Source organism: Novisyntrophococcus fermenticellae, from assembly GCF_018866245.1.
Taxonomy (GTDB): Bacteria; Bacillota; Clostridia; order Lachnospirales; family Lachnospiraceae; genus Novisyntrophococcus; species Novisyntrophococcus fermenticellae.
The window spans coordinates 606,987-626,997 of the sequence record NZ_CP076458.1 but is presented as its reverse complement, the minus strand read 5'-3'; the positions used below and the strand labels follow the sequence as shown (position 1 = coordinate 626,997).

The following is a 20,011-nucleotide window of genomic DNA, read 5'->3' as shown; positions in this document are numbered from 1 at the left end:
TTTTCCTCCGGTCAGGACAGCCGTTTCTTGAAGTCTTCATATCCAAAAGTCCTTATCATCCGGCATTCTCCCTTGCTGTCCATCGCAGCAATAGATGGCAGCGGCATTCCGTTAAAGGTATTGTTTTTAACCATAGAGTAAATCGCCATATCCGTAAAATACAACCTGTCTCCAATCTTTATCTCCCGGTCAAAGGAGTAATCCCCGATAATGTCTCCGGCGAGGCAGGTGCAGGAAGAAAGCCTGTAGGTATATGGTTTTTCCCCCGGCATCCCGCTGTCTTTTAACGGAGGCCTGTAAGGCATCTCCAAAACATCCGGCATATGGCAGGACGCAGAGGTATCCAAAATCAAGGTCTTGATCCCATTTTCCACCACCTCCAGAACTTCCGTCACCAGGTATCCGGCATTTAAGGCAACTGCCTCCCCAGGCTCCAGATATACATGAAGCCCATACCTCTTCTGCATCCTTATGATACATTCTTCCAGAAGTTTTATATCGTAGTCAGATCTGGTGATATGATGCCCTCCGCCCATATTCAGCCAGGAAATCCGGGACAGATATCTTCCGAACTTCTCTTCCACAACGTCCAGCGTCTTTTTCAGGTCATCCGCATTCTGCTCGCACAGTGTATGAAAATGAAGTCCGGAAAGAAGGGGCAGGCACTCCTCCCGAAACTGCTCTGCCGTAACCCCCAGCCGGGAGCCGGGCGCACAGGGATCATAGATATCATGACCTGCCTGCGTAGAACACTCCGGATTGATACGGATTCCCGCCTGCACACCATCCAGCCGGTCCTTATACCGTTCTAATTGGGAAAATGAATTAAATACGATATGATCGCAGATCTGAACCAGTGCCTGGAAATCCTCTTCCTTATAGGCCGGTGAAAATACATGATTTTCAAGCCCCATCTCTTCCTTGCCAAGTCTTGCTTCATAAATTCCGCTTGCTGTGGTGCCGTCAATGTAGCGCCCGATCAGAGGATACTCCGCAAAACAGGAGAAGGCTTTTTGTGCCAGTAATATGCTGCACCCCGTGTTTTCTTTCACTCTTTTTAAGATTTTCAGGTTTTCTTCCAGCCTGCCTTCATCTATCACATAACAGGGTGTTTGTAATTTCTCAATTTTCATCGCCTGTCCTATCTCCATACAGTGACGGTTTCCGGATCCTCGCATACAACCCAGGGCAGCCCCCACTGATTTAATGCTTCCATATACGGATCCGGGTCAAACTCTTCCACATTGAACACACCGGGTTTTTTCCATTGGCCGGTCACAACCATCATGGCTCCGATCATCGCAGGAACACCTGTTGTATACGAAATTGCCTGTGACCCTACCTCTTTATAACACTCCTGATGATCACATACGTTATAGATATAGATGGTCTTCTCCTTTCCTTCCTTGATTCCTGTGAAAATACATCCAATATTGGTCTTCCCCACGGTTCTTGGTCCCAATGAGGCCGGATCAGGAAGGAGCTCCTTTAAGAACTGGATGGGGACAATTTCCTGGCCGTTAAAGGATACGGGTGAGGTGGAAAGCATCCCTACATTTTCCAGGCATTTCATATGCGTCAGATAGCTCTGACCAAAGGTCATGAAGAAACGTATTCTCCTGACGCCGGAAATGTTCCTTGCCAGGGATTCAATTTCTTCATGGTGAAGCAGATACATGTCCTTCTCCCCTATCTGGGGGAAATTATACCTGGATTTAATCTCCATGGGCTTCGTCTCCACCCAATGCCCGTCCTCCCAGTAGGAGCCATTCGCAGAGACCTCCCTCAGGTTGATTTCCGGGTTGAAGTTGGTGGCAAAAGGATATCCGTGGTCACCGCCATTACAGTCTAAGATATCTATAGTATGAATTTCATCAAAATAATGCTTTAAGGCATAGGCGGAAAATACACTGGTGACGCCAGGGTCAAAGCCACTTCCAAGAAGCGCCGTAACACCAGCCTTTTCAAAGCGCTCCTTGTAATCCCATTGCCAGGAATAATCAAAATATGCCGTAAATCCCAACTCCTCACAGCGTTTTTCATAAACAGTGCGCCACTTGGAATCCTCCGTGTCTTCGGGTTCAAAATTGGCCGTGTCAATATAGTCTGCTCCTGCAGCAAGGCAGGCCTCCATAATGGTCAGATCCTGATAAGGAAGGGCCACATGCAAGACCGCATCCGGCTTGTAGAACTTTATGAGGGAAATAACCTCTTCCACACGGTCCGCATCCACTTCCGCTGTCTGGATTCTGGTTTCCGTGGTTTTCTCCAGCTTTTCCTTTAAATCATCACACTTTTTCTTTGTTCTGCTTGCGATACAGATGTCCGTAAATACCTGGCTGTTCTGACAGCACTTTTGAATTGCCACTGCTGCAACACCACCACATCCGATTATTAATAATCTGCTCATCGATTTTCCTCCTCTTCCAGTAGATCTTCTACATATTTTGGCAGCATAAACGCGCCGGTGTGAAGATTCGTCGTATAGTACCATGTTTCTATATTTAATTTCTTCCAGGCCTCCGGTTTAAAATCATGAAGCGGGTGATACTTTTTGGAGGCAAATCCAAACAGCCAATAACCGGAGGAACATGTGGGAATATGGGCCTGGTAGACCCGGCTTATCGGAAAGGAACGGTACACCTTCCGGTGCATGCTCCTGCAGGCCATCTCATCCTCATCATAAAACGGGCTTCCATGCTGATATACCATGATGCCGTCTTCTCGAAGTGCCTTATAACAGCTGCCATAAAATTCTTTGGTAAAAAGCCCTTCCGTGTGTCCGAAGGGATCCGTGGAATCATTAATGATCAGGTCGTATTGCTCTTTTTTATTTCTTAGAAAGCGTAACCCGTCGTCAAAGTAAACCTGTACCCTGGGATCTGTAAGTCCGCAGGCCACCTCCGGAAAAATATCCCGGCACACATCTACGAACAGTTTATCCGATTCCACCACATCGATGGCTGTAATCGAAGGATATTGCAGGAGCTCTTTTGCTACCCCTCCGTCTCCTCCGCCGATGATCAGCACATGCTTCACATAGGGATGGACCGCCATCGGCACATGGGTCACCATTTCATCATATATGAATTCATCTTTATCTGAAAAGACAATGTTTCCGTCCAGGGCCACAAATTTTCCGAACTCCTGGGATTCGAACACATCAATTCTTTGATATGCACTCTCACCTGAAAATAGCTGCTTATCGATCCGCACCGAAAGCTTCACGTTAGGCGTGTGCATTTCTGAAAACCATATCTCCATCTTATTTTCTCCTTAGGTCAGTTTTCCAGCACCATCAGATGCTCTATCGCAGGGTCTTCGGTTCCCTGCATAGAACAGCCCTTTTCTCTGGCGTAGAGGATATACTCCACGATGTCCTTCGTAATCATCTCTCCCGGGGCCAGTATTGGAATTCCGGGCGGGTAGCACATCACAAACTCACCGCTGATTTTTCCTGCTGATTCTTCCACAGGGACCGATATCTTCCGGGAATAAAATGCACTTTGCGGGGAAATCACAACCTCAGGCGCTATATATTCTCCGGAGAGCATCCCTGTCCGGTCTTTTTTATAGAGGCGCTCAATATCCGCCAGAGCGCCAACCAGACGTTCGATATCCTGAATTCTGTCTCCGATGGAAATATAGGCCAGAATATTGCAGATATCTCCGAACTCGATCTGGATGTCATATTCATCCCGGAGAAGGTCATAGACCTCAATCCCCGCCAGTCCATTACCCAGGGTATAGACAGAAAGCTTTGTCACATCATATTCGAAGATACTGGTTCCGTTAATTAAATCCCGCCCGTAGGCGTAATATCCGCCGATGGAATTAATTTCATCTCTGGCATATTCCGCCATCTCCACCACACGGGCAAATGACTCCTCTCCTCTCAAAGCCAGATTTCTTCTCGAAATATCCAGGCTTGACAGCAGCAGGTAGGAAGCACTGGTGGTCTGCGTCAGATTTATGATCTGCCGCACATAGTCCCCATTGACACCCTTGTTCAAAAGGAGCAGGGAGCTCTGGGTCAGACTGCCTCCCGACTTATGCATGGAGACTGCCGCCATATCCGCTCCTGCTTCCATCGCCGATACAGGAAGCCCCTTTCCAAAATAGAGATGGGTTCCATGAGCTTCATCTGCAAGGACCTTCATCCCATGTGTGTGGGCCAGCTTCACAATGGAACGGATGTCGGAACAAATTCCATAATAGGTAGGGTTATTGATAAAGACTGCCACTGCATCCGGGTTTTCCCGGATTGCCTTCTCCACCTGGTTCATTTCCATACCAAGAGAAATGCCCAGCATACTGTTCACATCCGGATTTACATAAACCGGAACTGCACCGCACAGAACCAGTGCATTAATGACACTCTTATGTACATTTCTGGGAAGAATCATCTTCTCACCTGCCTTACAGACGGACAGAATCATGCTCTGTACCGCTGAGGTCGTCCCACCTACCATCAAGAATGCATCTGCTGCACCAAAGGCCCTGGCTGCAAGCTCTTCCGCATCCCGGATTACGGATACGGGGTGACATAAATTATCCAGAGGCTTCATGGAATTGACATCGAGACCCACGCACTTCTCTCCCAGAAGCTTCGCCAGCTCCGGATTTCCTCTCCCTCTTTTGTGACCCGGAACGTCAAAGGGAACCACCCTCTTTTTTTGAAAGGACTCAAGCGCTTCATAAATAGGGGCCCTTCTTTGTTCTTCTATGTTCCTATCGTTCATATCGTATTTTGTCCCCTTTCTTAGATAAAAAGCCGCCAAAAAAGGCAGGTGATGTGCATCACCTGCCAAAATCTCACAGAATATATATCCGGCCTGAAAGTGATCCTCCTGCCTTTATATTCATGACATTCATCGTCTTCGCGTCTACATAGCAAATATGTTTCCCTGCTATTATTGATCGTTTCACAAGTGATGTGCATCCGCACGGATTATTAAGTAATCAACTTATAAAATTTGAGCTTTTAACTCAATCAATAATGTGGTTTCCCACGCTCGGCAGCTGACCCGCCTGTCCGTCTGGGCTTAACTTCCTTCGTGCTGCACAATGGAAGTGGTCAATATTTGCATGAAAACGATAATGTCTCTTCATACTGGCTAAAAGAATAGCATATGTAGAGGGTGGGTGTCAATCATTTTTTTCTACTTGTTCCAGTCAAGGCTGTCACTGATTCTTCTGATTCCATCCAGTCGTTTCAGTATACTGCCGCAGGGGCAGCGTCCGGGCAACATCCTGCCCATATCTCCTGTCCGATAGCGAATCAGAGGCATGCCTTTTCTGGTCAACGTGGTAACTGCAATCTCACCAAGGCTGCCTTCCGGCAGACTCTTTCCTGATATCGGCTCTACAATCTCCACGTACAGATCATTCTCCCGGATATGCATTCCCTGATGTTCTCTGCACTCCAATGCTCCCCCATATCCCAGTTCCGTCATTCCATAGTGGTTAAAGACCTCACAGGAAAGTCCTTCCTCTATTTGATGGCGAACTGAATCAGACAAGACGTCTGTACTTAAAAGGACCCGTTTTACCGGAACCTTTATCTTCCTATCCCTGCAGCAGGCAGCCAGTGCCTGCACCTGGACAGGAATGCCCACCACTACGGTAATCTGATTCCGGCAGATTTCATTCACACAGTCTTCGGTCTCTTCCACCAATCCATAGACGAGGCTCTTAGCAGGTATCCGCGCCACGCCCCTTTCTAAAAGATTTGCCAGCCCTCCCCTTTGGCCGCCCGGCAGTAAAATCATGACCCGGTCTTTGGGATCTGCCAGTTCTTTCATTCCATAATGAAAGAAATCCAGCGTTAATTCCTGATCTTCTTCTGTAAAAAACAACCTTTTCGGGAGCCCTGTGGTACCGGAGGTATCTAAAGACACCACACGGCTGATCTGACTTTGGGAAACGCAAACCATCTCCATACCACGTTTCCGGATATCCTCCTCCGTGATCAGAGGCAGCTCCCCAAAATTCTGCCAGTTATTCAGCGCAGAGGGACATCCTGAATCTTTATACATTTTCTTATAAAAAGAACTATTTCGAAGAACCCGGAAATAGGTTTCCTGTATTTTCTGAAACTGATAAGACCGGATGCTCTCCCGCTGCATAAGGGCACCGTCGCTGATATGCTGCCGGGCCCAGCTTTCCCATCTACAGGTCCTACTCTTCTTGTTCATGGCGGAACCCTCTATATAACGTCCTTCCATCTGCCGCTGTAAGGTTGTATGCGCAGAATGGAATCAGTCTGGGGTTGTCTTTATATTCCGAAATGTGGATATAACATTCTTTCAAACGCTCCAGATCCAGGTTCCAGGCATCCATAAAGGTCATGCAGGATACCGCCAGCGTCTGGCGGTTCAGACGATTTAAGAATTCATCCAGGGAGGAGGAATCAAGGTTGTCTTCTTCACAGCAGCAAGTACAGGCTTTGGGTGGCGCCGACCACTGACGGGCTACAAATTCTTTGGATTTATCCGAGCTTCCGCATCCACAGGAATTCGAATGATCCCATGGAGTGATGCCGCCATCCGCTTCTTTTATAAAGTTACCCGAGAAGGAACAATAGGCATTTTCTGCATTTCCAGCTGTAAAATCACTGGCCTTCATCTGTCCCCGGGTCTGTTTTTCAATTTCTCTTAAAAGGTCGGGCATTGTGAACCGTTCTTCGGGAGCGTTGCCCATATATCTTCCAAAATAACTCACAGGCTGAAAATGTACACCTCTTACCACCGGCATCTGCTCTAAAGCAAAATCCAATATCTTTCCAACCTGGTCTACATTGATATCAGGTGCAATAACCGGTACCAGTACCACGCCGATGCCTTCCCGCCTGCACGCTTCTATTGCCGCCATTTTCTCTGCCAGTAGTTCTCTTCCCCGCAATTTTTTGTAAACACTTTCATCCAGACCGTCAAATTGCAGGAATACACAGTTAAGTCCTGCCTCGGCCAACCGGTGCATGTATTGCCTGTCGTATCCGATTCGAATTCCATTGGTGTTCATCTGAAAGTACTCGAATCCTACGTGTCGCCCCAACTTTATAATCTCAGGAAGGTCCTCCCTCATGCCCGGTTCGCCGCCGGATAACTGGATATTAAACGGACCTCCCCGCTGCATCATATCTTTGAACTGTAATTCAATTTCCTCAAGTGTAAGATCATCCCTGGCATCTCCTCCTGCCGAGGCAAAACAAAGTGGACAGTTCAAATCACACCGCTTTGTCACTTCCAGTAAAACACAACAGGTTTTCTGTCGATGATCTGTGCACAGACCGCAGTCATAGGGACATCCCTGTTTCATCTCCATCGCCGGTGAAATCAATGGGACGGGCTCTTTCTTTTTTCCCCAGAATTCATACGCCGGAGGCCCATTCCAGATCAACGTACGAAACTTTCCATGCTCGCAGCATTCTTTTTCCAGATATACCTTCTGTCCTTCCGGGACTCTAAACGCGTCGACTTTCTTCAGGCAGACCGGACAGACGCTCTCCGTCTTTTGACAATTCATTGAATCACCTCCTGTTTTTTCAAAGCATAAACGTTTAAAATACGTTTATAGTCTTCAGGCAGATTGGCATCTTTGACAACTTCCTCATCTTCCACCGGCAGATACCGGATCCAAAAGGGATATCTCTGCAGGAAGCTGCGCAGACCGCCGTCTTCACGATGGTTTTGTATTTCCTGTATAACCGCAGCACTGTAGACGGGCGGGTGTCCCATCTCCCCCTTATATGTAGGTATTAAGATCGGGCTGTCTCCCTGTTCATAAGTTCGGATAATCTCCTGTATCGTTGCAGGGGCTATCAGGGGGACGTCCCCCGGGCAGATAAAGACGGCATCTGTATCTGCCTTGATTGCCGACAGTCCGACTTTCACAGATTCCAGCATATCCGTATCTTCATAGGCTTCATTCACCACCCAGGACACATGTTCCTGTTTCAGCAGAGATATCACCCGCTGTCTCTGACATCCCACGACCACAAGGATATCTTCTAAGCCTGACTTTTTAAAATTGTCTATTACAGACTGTAAGATACATCCTTTTCCCAGTGGCAGCAGGGGTTTGAATTTTTTCATCCTTCTGGAGCATCCGGCAGCCAGAATCAATACCTGATATTTCATAATCTACCTTTCCTTTTCATTCATTTCTTAGCAATAGGGATCTGATAATGGGATTTCATAGTCACTTAGCAGCTCCATCAGTTTCTCATAGCAGGCGGCGACTAAAGGCATGCATACAGTTCCTGCCCTGTCAAAATCACCACCCAGGATAGTCTGGCAACTGCAGGTTTTGTCCTCTTTTCCATAATTACTTATAAACCAGTCCACATATTCGCGGAGGATCGTCAGAAAATCCAGCTCCGGTTCTTCCTCAGGTATTCCCTTTCCCGCAAAAAATCCCAGAACTGCACATCCTCCGGTCAATGCACCGCATTCCCGCCCGCAATACCCCAGTCCGCCGCATAATCCGCTCACGGTTCTGACTGCCTGGGGGCATTCTACCTGGGCCTCTTCCAAGGCCATAATCATCAGCATCTGGCTGCAGGCCATCCCCTGTCCGGCCAGTTCTAGCAAACGAGTTTCTATATCCATAAATCTCCTTTCCGGGTATCAGGGGTCAAAATACCTTTTGACTCCTCAGTTCAGCCATCCGCCCGATAAACCCCCGCATAATAGCTCATATTACTCAAATCCGTCTTTCCTCCCGGCAGGCAGGCAAAGCCGTTGTCCTTTCCATAATTCCAGAGCCAGTATGACCGGTAGGCTTTCCACTCCTCCTCACAGGTTCTGGCTGCTATTAGCTGAAACCCAAATTTTCTATAGTCAGGTATGCCTGTATCCTTCCGGTAGATATCCGACAATAGTAAAAGGCCGTCATGCTTTAAACACTTTGTTATATTATGAAATGTCTCCTCCTCGTTCAAAAGGCAGAGCGTGCATTCCAGAAACAGCCCATCATAGCTGTCTTCAGGGAAAAACCATTTCAGGAAATCCCCTTCTATCAAGCCTTTTTCTTTCAACTCCAAGGGCAGTATCCGATCGATTCCATTTGCCTGAAATCCCAGGTTTTTCAAAAGCTTTACGGTATCCCCCGTGCCGCAGCCCACATCCAGGAATTTCCCTTTCCAAATGGGGCCTTTCGCCTTTTCCGCCTGTTCCAGCAGCCACAGAGTAAGTGCTGTGCCACCCGGATGACTCTGTTCTTTGTCTCCCCAAAAGTCACAATGTTCCATCCTCTACCCTTCTTTCAAAACCCATTCCACTTACTTGTCTTCCAGAGCCCGTTCCACCTGGAGGATCTTACCACTTGCCAGTTCTTCAGGTATGAATACCTGTCCGCATAAAGGACATTTTGGCATTTGGATTGGAAAATCATTCCCCATATATTGAAGTATCACTTCCCCGGGTTCCATAGCCGCCTGACACTTGTCACAGACAAGACTTCCCGGTTCAAATTCATAGGACTCATGATATTTCTGTGACATTATGCCTCCCCCTTTATCTGCATTCTGTGGGAATAGGTTCTTAATATCTCGTAACCATCCTCCCGTTCTCTGTAATACACCCAGTAAGTCACGTGTCCTACCCTATGATGGGCAATAAAGGTTTCACTTTCCCTGTCCCAGATGCGGTGGTGTTCCTTTTCCGCCTGCGCAATGACCTGGCAAATATCGCTTTCCAGAATCAGGCGCTTTTCCAGCTCATCTTCCAGTTCCGATGAATAATAAAGCCTGCTTTCCTCCATCGCCGTCACCTCTTCTTTCCAGATTTCTTTACGCAACTCCTGCTGCAGACGAAATCTGTTCTTTCGCCGCAGAGAATAGCGTGGCCAGGGTCTTTTACCATCCGGGTCTGACCCATATATCACTTCCAGTATGTGTACGGAATCTGCGCCGGCCTTTGCAAAACGGTCCCTGCAATTGATGCAGTAGGTCAGGTAGCAGTCCTTTCCTTCCAACGCCTGGGCGGTCACCCCGGCCGCTACCCCGGGATTTGAAAACTGGGCCAGACCGCCATAACCACAGCATCCTGCCTTTTCTTCTTTGTAGACCTGTTCCTCTACCCGAATACCCATGGCCCCGGCCAGCCGCCGCATCGATGCACGCACCTCCGGATGCGCTCTGGCTCCGCAGGCATCGTGCAAGAATCTTTTTTCTGACAGTGCTGTTGTCCGGGGAAGGCCGATACACTCCAGCACTTGCCAGATTCCCTGTACCTGCTGCTCCGTAAATTCCCTGATAAATGTATCATAGCAGGTTGGACAGGCTGTGATGATTACCGGATTCCCCATCTGTGCCAATGAATCTCTCAGTTTGCTCAAGGTTTCTTCATATAGCCCGGATTCTCCGGCCCACTTTGCCATAATCCCACAACACCCCAAAATCAGGCCGACCTCCCCATCCATCCGTTTCTTCAGATCCAGATACGATGACCTTACAATGTCAGGCGCTGAAGCGCTGAGCTGACAGCCGGGGAAATAGACATACCGGCATTTCTCCCTGCTGGCAAAATAACAGTCCCCATTGGAAAATTTCATATCCTCCAGCGCAAAGTCAAATGCCGACCGGGGCATCTTTTCTTTGGAAACCATAACTTCTCTGGCTTTTTGCATGACCTGCCCCAAATCCAGTCCATAAGGGCAGACCTCGGAACATTGGCCGCACAGATTACAGGTATTAATCATACCGTTTGCATGGTGCGTCCCCATGGCAATCGAAAGATTGTTATACACAGTCCTTAAGTACTTCTTAGGATACGATTTGTAATGTCGCATGAATGCACAGGCATCCGTACACCTGGTGCATTGGCAGTTCCAGCATCTTTCCGCTTCTTCCCGGGCTTCTTCTTTTGACAGCAGCTCGTCTCCATGCATTTTTACAAGTTTTTCTTCCTCCGGTGGTTTTGAATTTGCCTGCCATGCACCTGCAGGGCGATCCACACATAAGGTGGTTTCAAATACGCCTTCCTTTTCCCGTCCTGCCTCCACGGAAACTCCCTGCATGTAGCGATCCATGGAAAGTGCACAATGCTTTCCGTCTGCCATAGCCTGCACCCAGAAGTACGCTTCTCCATCCAACACATCCCCCGCCCGGAAAATACCGGGCGTTTCACAGCGATAATAGACATCTGCTCCTCCGGCCTGCCCTTTCCCCCAGGCAATCATCACCGCATCATATGCTTGCTGCAATTCCCGGGGGCTTGTCTGTTCATGATTCATGACAAGCCTGACATGATATTCCGACAGCCTTGCTGCCATCTGATTTAAAAGTTCTCCAGTCACTTCAGGATGTGCTTTTAAGTGTCCCCCAAGTCTTTCCGCTTTTTCATACAGAGTGACAGGATAGCCTTTCTTTCCCAGCTCCAGAGCTGCTGTCATACCGCAGATACCGCCTCCGATAATCGCTGCCGTCTTTGACTTCTTCCTTATAAAGTTCCCGGTTTTCTTCGGCTTTCCATAGACGGATGCCGCCTCTTCCAGCTTGCGCAGAAAAACACCGTTTCCTTCACGCGCACAGACGCATACCTCCTGGCAGGGAGCTTCACAGATTTTTGGAAGCAGTTCAGGGAAAGGAACGGCTTTCTCATAGACGGCTCTTGCCTTGTCAAAACTCCCTTCCGCAAGTGCATTACAAATCCCTCTGCAGTCCACATGGAGCGGACAGGCCGCCGTACTTGACGGCGGCTGCTCCTGTGTGCAGAGTTTTTCCAGTTCACGAAGTTCGTTCTGATCTACCTCATGCATAGAATTCCTCCAAAATTTAACGTCTTAAAAGTGCTTCCTTTACCTTTTCAGGTTTTGCCGGTAACTCCGTGATTCTGGCACCGGTCGCGTTATAGATGGCACTTAAGATTGCCGGATGTCCTGCGGTCAGCGGACCTTCCCCGCAGCCCGATGCTCCATAAGGTCCTTCCGGCCGTTTTGTCTCTACATAGACAATGTTGATATCATCCGGGACATCCTTGGGATAAGGAATTCCGCAGCCGGCCAATGTGGTGTGTTTACTGTAATCCTCAAAATCCTCACTCAGCGCCAGTCCGATTCCCTGTGTCAGTCCGCCATATACCTGACCGTCCACAACGGTTTTATTGATGATTGTTCCAAAATCACAGATGGTACTATACCGAATCACTCTCACCTGCCCTGTTTCAACATTGACCTCTACTTCCGGAATGAACAGCTGATACATATAATTACTGAAAGGCGCTCCCTGTGCAGTTTCCAGATCACAGTCTGTGCAGGCACTGGCCACCCAGGTTCCTTCATAAAATACAGGAATGTTTTCAGCCACCATCTCTTCGTAAGTACGGTAAGTACCATCGGTTTTACGCATTGCATTGACAAGCATCTCCGCAGCCACGCGCGTAGCATTTCCGGTAACCACATTGGAACGGCTGCCGCCTGCAGGACCGGAAGCCGGTGTGCGTCCGGTGTCATTCATCACAAGCTGAATCTTATCCGGTGTGATTCCTGCCTGACGCAGGGTTTCATGAGCCATCGTCAGTGTACCGATATCAGCACCCTGTCCATGATCTTCCCAAGAATTAAATACGGTGACTGTGCCATCGGGATTTAGTTGAACGTTCGCAATCGAGCTGTCCTTTCCATCCAGTCCGCAGCCATAGATGCCTGCTGCAAATCCAACCCCGTATTTTAGTTTCTCTGTATTCATCTTTGCCAGGCGTTCTTTTGCCTCATAGTAGATCGGACGCGCTTTCTCATACATCTCTTCCAGATTATAAACCTCCGGCGTCTGACCTGTAGGTGTCGTGGAGCCCCACTCCTTTCTGTAGATATTCTTATACCTCAGTTCGAATGGATCCATACCCATCTTTTCTGCCAGAATATCCATACAAAGTTCAGAGCCCATGAGGGACTGGGGTGAACCATACCCCCGAAATGCCGATCCCCATGCATGATTCGTGCATACGGTCTGGCTCTTGTTGCGGATATTGCGGATATCATAGCCTGCTCCGGTAAACTGGGACAGTCTCATAGTCAGCAGATCTCCAAATTCAGAATACGGACCATGATCCACGTAGTTGTCCCCTTCCATGCCCAGCAGTCTTCCCTCTGCATCTGCCGCAAGCTTAATGTTCATAAAGGCAGGGGAACGTTTTCCGGTATAGGTGATATTCTGATACTGGTCGTAAACCAGTGTGCATGCTCTTCCATCCAGGGCCAGACAGGCCACGCCCAGCAATGCCTCCATCGTAGGAGAAAATTTGTATCCGAATGTTCCGCCGGATGGATTTTGAATCAGGCGGAATTTATCCGGTTCCACACCGATTCCCGCAACAATCATGGCAGAATGCAGGTGGATACCAATACTTTTGGAATGCACGGTCAGTCTTCCCTCTTCATCTATGTATGCACAGCCGCAGTCCGGCTCCAGATGCAGATGAGGCTGACGGCTCGTATACGCATGAACTTCTGCAACGTAAGGTGCAGATTCCATAATCGGTTTTGTATCTTCCCCTTTGATACAGTTCGTTTCAAAATAGACATTGGGAGTTCCTGGATGAATCTCAATTGCATCCTCCTCCATGGCCTCCATTGCACTCATATAAGCAGGCAGCGGCTCCAAATCCAGCTTTACGGCTTTGGCTGCCTCTTTTGCATGCTCTTCGGTGTCTGCCGCCACAATTGCCACAGCATCACCAATCTGAAATATCTTCTCATCGCAGAGAATCGGACGGTCCCATCCATCTCCCTTATTCGTAGCAAATGTAATCAGCCCGCTGATGCGGTTCTTTCCCTTTACATCCTTCGCAGTAATGACCTTAATGACTCCGGGCATTTTCCCGGCCTCTTCAAAATCCACTCCTTTTATAACGGCGTGGGGAATATCTGCCTGTACCAGTGCCAGCCTTGCAGTATCAGCCGGCATCTCCAATGCCATATCTGCACCATACCCCCATGTTCCGGTAACTTTCTGAAGCGCTGAGGGACGTACATAGCTGGTTCCCAATATCTTATTTCCCACCGGTGTAAAGATCAGGTCCTCTTTCTTCATCTCCCCACGCAGCACCTTTGCCGCATCCATAACTGCGTCTACCAAAGGCTTATATCCCGTACATCTGCAGAGATTACGGTGTTTCTGGAACCATGCGCGCACCTCTTCTCTGGTGGGATCCGGATTCTCTTCCAAAAGAACTTTCGCCGACATGATAAATCCGGGCGAACAGTATCCGCACTGCGCACATCCATGTCCCATCCAGGCCAGCTGCAGCGGATGAAGATTTTCGGGAGTTCCCACACCTTCAATCGTCTCTATTTTCGTCCCATCCTCCAGTTTTTTCATCTTCACCAGACAGGAACGTACAGCCTTTCCATCCACAATGACCGTACAGGTACCACATTGTCCGATTTGACATCCCACCTTACATCCTGTTAAGAGCAATTGCTCCCGCAGCACCTTTGCCAGATTTTCCTCCGGATTTACCAACAGCGTGCGTGGCAGACCGTTGATAATCAAGCTTTTTTTAATCATAACCATCCTCCTACTTTTTTTGTTTTTAGTCTTCAGCCTGATAAGTAGCAGATTTATGTCACATAAGTAGCAAACCCCGTGCCGCGTAAGTAGCATCTATGTATATATTCAAACGTATGAGTTTCATCCGCTGAATATAAATACAGTTCTTTATTTTTTTCTCCAATTCCTATACAATGTTACTATATCTGATATATAAAATGTTGAAAGGAGCGTATCTTAATGAAAAACCCCAATGTTGAAATTGATTTACAGGTTTCACGACTGATCGATTACCTCTCTGCTTCTCTGGATGCTGATTCTGTTCCTGATGTCGGGCAGCTGCATCAAAGTATCTTAAATGCAGTCAATAAGTTTATGGAACCTCTTTATCCTGACCAGTCCTTTGACTGTATCACAGCTCATCAGGCAGTCCTGCAGGTTGCGGATGCGTCCACCGGGCGCATCTTTACCCGTCTTCTTCCCCTTAGCTATACGGAGAACAGCAACGGCCTGACGCTTGACGGTGAGAATGCTGCCGGAGCTCCCAGCCGGATTGTATTCCTGTCCGAAACAGCAGTTAAAAAAATCAACGATGTGACCGGGCAGGGGCGAGATAATCCGCGTTGTAATGGCTAAAATCGTTTTTGTATAATTTGTATATGTTTTATTCTGATTTTTTTATTTGGTTAACTATATTTTATCATTTTACTATTCTAATAGTCAAGTCATTTTGTTAAATATTAGATTATCAGGACAAAAATAACGGGGAATAAACCTGATATGGTTTACTCCTCGTTATTTTTTTCATAGATGGGTGTATCTGATTAACAAATGCCTCCCCCAAAGTATACTTCACAGTCTTTCCTGTAAAATGCGATTCCGCAGCAATCAATTCTGTGGTATTCCTCCGTACGAAGTTCCTCCATATACCCCTTGTTATGAATTTGCGCCACCGCTGTTTTCGCATCCATTAGCAGGAAAACATACTTTCAGACAGTATTTCTTCTATAATTACTCCTGTTTGTTTTCTGCCGGATTATCTTTCATATCCAAAATCTGTCCGACTATTTTCCTACGAATGTCTCCTGTATTTCCCGACTCCTCCTGGTTTTCCCCGAAGAATCCTCTCCACAGGCTTTTCTCCGCCTCTTCAGCTTCCCTGCTGTCAAGCATCCCCCAGAGCTTTTCATCCTGAAGATGTCCTTCTAATACTGACCAGGCAGCTATATGAGGGTCTCTTGCCCATCTTTCTGCCTGCCTTTTAAAATGCATTCTATTTCCTGGCTCTGTCAGTTTCTGTTCCAGAGCAAATTCCCAGAGCTGGATTTCATCAATTCCATGACGGCGAAGCCTGCGGAACGCATCTTTCTGAAGTTCGGCTCCCACACCGGTTTGCCGGTACAAAGCCTCTCTCACTGCTTCTTTTACGGTGCAACCAATTAATTCCCCCAGCTTACAGTGCTTTCCAGCCTCTGTCAGATGCATCCGGGACTCTGCGTTGGAAACAAGAATTGTTCCGTCCGTCCCTGAACCCGTAGCGATTCCGCAGGAATAGCAGCTGTCGATGGAAAGCTCTTGTATGGCTGCCGTCTTGGCCTCCGTACAGGTAACCAGGGCACGTTCCAGGGCACCATCGGTAAGTGCGGCATTGATAAAAAGCATAATATTGATTGTACCGAGCTTCTCTCGCAAAGGCTGCTTCTGAACTTCCTTCTCCGGCCCCTGATTGTTTCCGGGTGGCGCCTCCCGCCAGATTCCTGCTTCTTCCTGCCAAAGTGCCGGGTCACCTGCCCTGCCTCCATTTTTCTCGATCCCTCCTGTGACAATTGCTGTAACTGCCAGCTTTTCATATTGCCGGGAAGAGACTGCTGCATGCTTCATATCAGCCGCTGTCATCATTCCCGTTGAAGCATCTCCGGAAACCCCTAACAGAGAAAATGACTCATGCCGCAAATGACTCTCATAAGTACCGCCTTTCAATACGATTTCACTGCCATCCTCCGGCTTTCCATCCATGTTAAATACAGCCCTTAAATTGTTATGTATCCCGCCATTTAAAGCAGAGGTACTCAAAACCTTTCTCATTCCGTTAAAATAAACCGCAATATAGTTTTTTCCAACTTTCAGGCAGTCTTTTTCAATTAATACCGCGTTATTCTGTATCCTGTTTTTATTCACATCCATCTCTTCATATACGTCCTATTTGCCTTCAGGCTTTCCGTCTTATAATATCCTTATTCTATCATTTGGGGATTCATGCGGTCAACTCTCATTTACCTGGTGCTGCTTTATTTTCTCCTGTCGGCAGCTCTGGCAATCCTGCAATTGATGTCAGCAAGGATAATATACCTGCTCTCCTTACCCACTCAGTCCAATACTCTTTATCCCTCACTTTTCCATATCACGTTACGTGCCAGCCTTCTTTTTGTGTTTTCTTTACATTTGACACATCTTGTGCTATCTTTATTTTAAAGAAGACTGTGTTCTATGGGCAAATTCGGAAATATTTTAAAAATAGGGGTATGAAAATGCTGAAGAAATGGTTTAATAAGTTTTTGGATAAACGCAGTTCAGAACCGGATGGACGAGCCGGAACGATTCGGCTGACCGGATTAGTCGGTATTGCAGCAAACGTCTTGTTTGCACTTGCCAAGCTCTTGATAGGCTTTACTGCGAATTCCATCTCCATCATGTCAGATGCTGTCAATAATCTGACGGATGCAGTATCCTCGGTTATAACGCTGGTGGGTCTCAAGCTGTCTATGCGGCCTCCGGATAAGAAGCATCCTCTGGGTTATGGCAGGATAGAGTACATTTCAGGTATGATTGTCTCTGCTTTGGTTCTGGTAACCGGTATTGAATTTTTAAAGACAAGTGCAGAGCGTATTCTTGAACCCCAGAAAACCAGTTTTGCCGTTGTTTCATTTGTCGTTCTGGGAATCACGGTTTTAGGTAAATGGTTCCTGTCACAGTTTCAGATTGCGGCAGGTCAAAAAGCAAGCTCGGAAGCCCTGGTTGCCTCAGGAATGGATGCAAGGATGGATGTATTGGCATCTCTGCTGACAATGCTGGCCGCCATTGTATCTGCAGTTACAGGCTGGTATATAGATGGCTATATCGGAGTATTGCTTGCTCTGTTTATTTTATATACAGGCATCACGCTTATTCGGGAAACCGTGAGTCATATCATCGGTGAGCGCCCTGATAAGGAGCTGGCTGATGGCATTAAAGCAGAAGTGATAAAATTTGAACCAATTACCGGAGCCTATGATTTGATTCTCCACAGCTATGGGCCTGCCACAAGACTTGGTTCTCTCAATTTGGAGGTCCCGGATTACGTGACGGTTGAGAAGGTATATGATGCCATGGATAAGGCACAGCAGGATGTCTATATGAAATTTGGCGTATATCTTACATTTGGATTATATTCTATAAACACATACGACAAGGAAGTGACAGCTGTTCGGGAAAGCATCACGCAAACAGTGTTAACACTTCCCGGGGCTGTCAGTATGCATAACTTTCATTATGATAAGGAACAGAACTTCTTCCGCTTTGACGTGATTGTGGACTTTGACACTGATCCTATGCTGTTTCGCAAACATGCCACAGATAAGGTTCAGCAGGACTATCCCGGAGCCTCCGTGCAGATTAACATTGATCTGGATTATGCATGAAATTTGTTCTGCCCCATTGACAATTATTTCGAAACACGTTATACTTTAAGTCCGTGCAGCCGGGGAGATAGCGGTGCCCTGTACCTGCAATCCGCTACAGCAGGGGTGATGCCGACCGGAGGGCTTTTCATTGTGAAGCCGGCCTTTATAAGTGGCGATGACGTTTGGGTCTCGCGCAACGGAAATCTATGAATCGTGTCAGGGCAGGAATGCAGCAGCACTAAGTAGAAGCTTTCGTGTGCCGCGAGGGTGCCTGGGCCGAGTTAACTGTAAGGGTATCGTTCATGGTGAGGGTTCGAAGGAAGGCGCACGGTTTTAATTTTCTATTACATACAAAACTCAAAGGAGCTCCACATTGTTGATTGATTCAACCGATGTGAAGCCCTTTTTCATTAGTTAAAAACCGCCTGTATCAATACCATATAGCAAATCGTACCTGCTCCAATGCTCAAAAACGTGTTCTTTTTCCAGATATGCAATCCAGCTACCACCCCCACAGATATAAGCTCTGGTAATCCATGCGCTCCGCTTAAGGGCGTCACTGTTTTCAGGCAGTACACAACCAGAATTGCAATCATCGCCGGAGGTAAAACACCCCCGAGGTACTCTACCGATTTTGGAACCTTCTTTTTACCACCGAACAATAAAAAAGGAACAAATCGGATTGCAAGCGTTATCGCTGCCATAACAAGCATTGCCGTCAATAGATATGTTGTTTTATTCATTACGCTTCAAACCCCATTCCTGATATTGATTTGTTGTTTCTGACCAGCAGCAGGATGCAGACCGCCGTACAGATGGCCGGCAGAAGAAACCGGTCCGGTCCCAGCAGAATCAGATAAAGCACGCCGGAAATGACCGCTGTAACTGCGGGTATGTGATTTTGGGTACTTCTCCACTGGTCAATAAAGATTGTTACGAACAGGGCTGTCATGGTAAATTCTATTCCGGCAGTATCAAAGGGAAGTGCTTTCCCCAAGATTGTTCCGATAATTGTACCCAGCACCCAGTAGGTGTGATCAAAAAGCGCTATCCAAAACATATATTTGGGAGCATTGGCACCCTCTGTCTGATTCACTGAACAGAGAACCGAATATGTTTCATCTGTAAGAGAAAACACCATATATGGATAGCATTTCCCCATCTTCTTGAATTTTTCCACAAAGGACAGCCCATAAAATAAATGCCGGCTGTTAATCAGCAAGGTCATGACTGCTATGGTTCCTAACCCTGTGCCGGAACTTAGCAGGCCAACCATGGCAAACTGCATCGAACCGGCATATATGATGATGCTCGACAGGATTGACCAGCCTGCCCCAAAACCGGCATCGCACATCGTTATGGCAAATGCAATTCCCAAAAAAATATATCCGAAAAATACAGGTATTGATTTTTTAACTGCGTATTGAATTGTGCTTTTCATTCGTAATTCTCTCTTTCAGGCATGTGGAATATTGGTATACTCCGAAATCTCCTTGCTTATCGTGCATAAATCAGCCACACTCAGCTGATGAATATCGGAATGTCCATCATAGATCGTACCACATACGGAACACTTATAAACTGCCATGTGAAGCCCCCCTTTTTATACAGTTTTTACCATTATATCTTATTCTCCAGCGGAAAGTCAACCTGGCTGCCGAGATCATGACGAAGCAAGGGTGCCCCTCAAAGCGTCTTACGGCTATGGGAGCACCCGGAGAGATGTGCCTGGCAGAATGATTGAAATTCATTCCGATGTGTTTGGCCTCCGGCTTTCAGTTATATTGCTTCCGGAATTTCCATGTCTGAATTCTAACACGTGAACCTTAAATGAAAATAATATACGGTCGAAATTTTT

The 20,011-nt window shown here is 47.3% G+C and carries 18 protein-coding genes and 1 other RNA gene; 3 read left to right on the top strand and 16 right to left on the bottom strand.

Annotation, left to right across the window (positions count from 1 at the left end):
• Nucleotides 1-11: 11 nt before the first annotated feature.
• The 12 genes from nspC to KNL20_RS02820 all read right to left on the bottom strand — a co-directional run bounded on the left by nspC (nucleotide 12) and on the right by KNL20_RS02820 (nucleotide 14,512).
• A complete protein-coding gene (gene nspC, locus KNL20_RS02875) occupies nucleotides 12-1,133 on the bottom strand; it encodes a carboxynorspermidine decarboxylase (protein ID WP_230399151.1) in 1,122 nt (373 codons plus the stop codon).
• 8 nt (nucleotides 1,134-1,141) lie between these two features.
• A complete protein-coding gene (locus KNL20_RS02870) occupies nucleotides 1,142-2,410 on the bottom strand; it encodes a saccharopine dehydrogenase family protein (protein ID WP_230399150.1) in 1,269 nt (422 codons plus the stop codon).
• Entirely contained in the window at nucleotides 2,407-3,264 is an 858-nt protein-coding gene (gene speE, locus KNL20_RS02865) for a polyamine aminopropyltransferase (protein WP_230399149.1), read from the bottom strand. Before speE ends, KNL20_RS02870 begins: the two co-directional genes overlap by 4 nt.
• Before the next feature lie 17 nt (nucleotides 3,265-3,281).
• On the bottom strand, nucleotides 3,282-4,742 hold the full coding sequence (locus tag KNL20_RS02860) for an aminotransferase class I/II-fold pyridoxal phosphate-dependent enzyme (RefSeq protein ID WP_230399148.1): 1,461 nt from the start codon (nucleotides 4,740-4,742) through the stop codon (nucleotides 3,282-3,284).
• 420 nt (nucleotides 4,743-5,162) lie between these two features.
• Nucleotides 5,163-6,197: a DVU_1553 family AMP-dependent CoA ligase gene (locus KNL20_RS02855; RefSeq protein WP_230399147.1), complete on the bottom strand. Its 1,035-nt coding sequence runs from the start codon at nucleotides 6,195-6,197 to the stop codon at nucleotides 5,163-5,165.
• Nucleotides 6,181-7,527, bottom strand: a complete 1,347-nt coding sequence (gene trsS / locus KNL20_RS02850) for a radical SAM (seleno)protein TrsS (RefSeq protein ID WP_230399146.1) — start codon at nucleotides 7,525-7,527, stop codon at nucleotides 6,181-6,183. The genes KNL20_RS02855 and trsS overlap by 17 nt, the downstream gene beginning before the upstream one ends.
• Nucleotides 7,524-8,141, bottom strand: a complete 618-nt coding sequence (locus tag KNL20_RS02845) for a nucleotidyltransferase family protein (RefSeq protein ID WP_230399145.1) — start codon at nucleotides 8,139-8,141, stop codon at nucleotides 7,524-7,526. The genes trsS and KNL20_RS02845 overlap by 4 nt, the downstream gene beginning before the upstream one ends.
• Before the next feature lie 27 nt (nucleotides 8,142-8,168).
• A complete protein-coding gene (locus KNL20_RS02840) occupies nucleotides 8,169-8,612 on the bottom strand; it encodes a DVU_1555 family C-GCAxxG-C-C protein (protein WP_230399144.1) in 444 nt (147 codons plus the stop codon).
• A gap of 50 nt (nucleotides 8,613-8,662) precedes the next feature.
• Entirely contained in the window at nucleotides 8,663-9,253 is a 591-nt protein-coding gene (locus KNL20_RS02835; protein ID WP_230399143.1) for a class I SAM-dependent methyltransferase, read from the bottom strand.
• Nucleotides 9,254-9,283: 30 nt separating this feature from the next.
• Complete coding sequence (locus KNL20_RS02830; RefSeq protein WP_230399142.1) at nucleotides 9,284-9,505, bottom strand: DVU_1557 family redox protein; 222 nt, start codon at nucleotides 9,503-9,505, stop codon at nucleotides 9,284-9,286.
• Nucleotides 9,505-11,763: a pyridine nucleotide-disulfide oxidoreductase/dicluster-binding protein gene (locus KNL20_RS02825; protein WP_230399141.1), complete on the bottom strand. Its 2,259-nt coding sequence runs from the start codon at nucleotides 11,761-11,763 to the stop codon at nucleotides 9,505-9,507. The genes KNL20_RS02830 and KNL20_RS02825 overlap by 1 nt, the downstream gene beginning before the upstream one ends.
• A 16-nt stretch (nucleotides 11,764-11,779) precedes the next feature.
• On the bottom strand, nucleotides 11,780-14,512 hold the full coding sequence (locus KNL20_RS02820; RefSeq protein WP_230399140.1) for a molybdopterin-dependent aldehyde oxidoreductase: 2,733 nt from the start codon (nucleotides 14,510-14,512) through the stop codon (nucleotides 11,780-11,782).
• A gap of 222 nt (nucleotides 14,513-14,734) precedes the next feature.
• Here KNL20_RS02820 and KNL20_RS02815 point away from each other — a divergent pair, with 222 nt between their 5' ends.
• Nucleotides 14,735-15,130 (top strand): hypothetical protein, encoded by a 396-nt coding sequence (locus tag KNL20_RS02815; RefSeq protein WP_230399139.1) that lies wholly within the window; start codon nucleotides 14,735-14,737, stop codon nucleotides 15,128-15,130.
• A 375-nt stretch (nucleotides 15,131-15,505) separates the two neighbouring features.
• Here KNL20_RS02815 and KNL20_RS02810 read toward each other — a convergent pair whose 3' ends face one another.
• Nucleotides 15,506-16,678: an adenosylcobinamide amidohydrolase gene (locus KNL20_RS02810; protein WP_230399138.1), complete on the bottom strand. Its 1,173-nt coding sequence runs from the start codon at nucleotides 16,676-16,678 to the stop codon at nucleotides 15,506-15,508.
• 344 nt (nucleotides 16,679-17,022) lie between these two features.
• Here KNL20_RS02810 and KNL20_RS02805 point away from each other — a divergent pair, with 344 nt between their 5' ends.
• Together KNL20_RS02805 and ffs are read left to right on the top strand one after the other, a co-directional pair.
• Nucleotides 17,023-18,171, top strand: a complete 1,149-nt coding sequence (locus KNL20_RS02805; RefSeq protein WP_230399137.1) for a cation diffusion facilitator family transporter — start codon at nucleotides 17,023-17,025, stop codon at nucleotides 18,169-18,171.
• 51 nt (nucleotides 18,172-18,222) lie between these two features.
• An RNA gene (gene ffs / locus KNL20_RS02800) (signal recognition particle sRNA large type) lies at nucleotides 18,223-18,484 on the top strand.
• A 79-nt stretch (nucleotides 18,485-18,563) separates the two neighbouring features.
• On the opposite strand, the gene KNL20_RS02795 is transcribed toward ffs, so the two are convergent.
• The 3 genes from KNL20_RS02795 to KNL20_RS15875 are packed head-to-tail and all read right to left on the bottom strand — an operon-like array spanning nucleotide 18,564 to nucleotide 19,741.
• On the bottom strand, nucleotides 18,564-18,896 hold the full coding sequence (locus tag KNL20_RS02795; protein ID WP_230399136.1) for a branched-chain amino acid transporter permease: 333 nt from the start codon (nucleotides 18,894-18,896) through the stop codon (nucleotides 18,564-18,566).
• Entirely contained in the window at nucleotides 18,896-19,594 is a 699-nt protein-coding gene (locus tag KNL20_RS02790) for an AzlC family ABC transporter permease (RefSeq protein ID WP_230399135.1), read from the bottom strand. Before KNL20_RS02790 ends, KNL20_RS02795 begins: the two co-directional genes overlap by 1 nt.
• A 15-nt stretch (nucleotides 19,595-19,609) precedes the next feature.
• Nucleotides 19,610-19,741, bottom strand: coding sequence for a hypothetical protein (locus KNL20_RS15875; RefSeq protein WP_268966556.1), 132 nt, complete (start codon nucleotides 19,739-19,741; stop codon nucleotides 19,610-19,612).
• Between the last annotated feature and the right edge of the window lie 270 nt (nucleotides 19,742-20,011).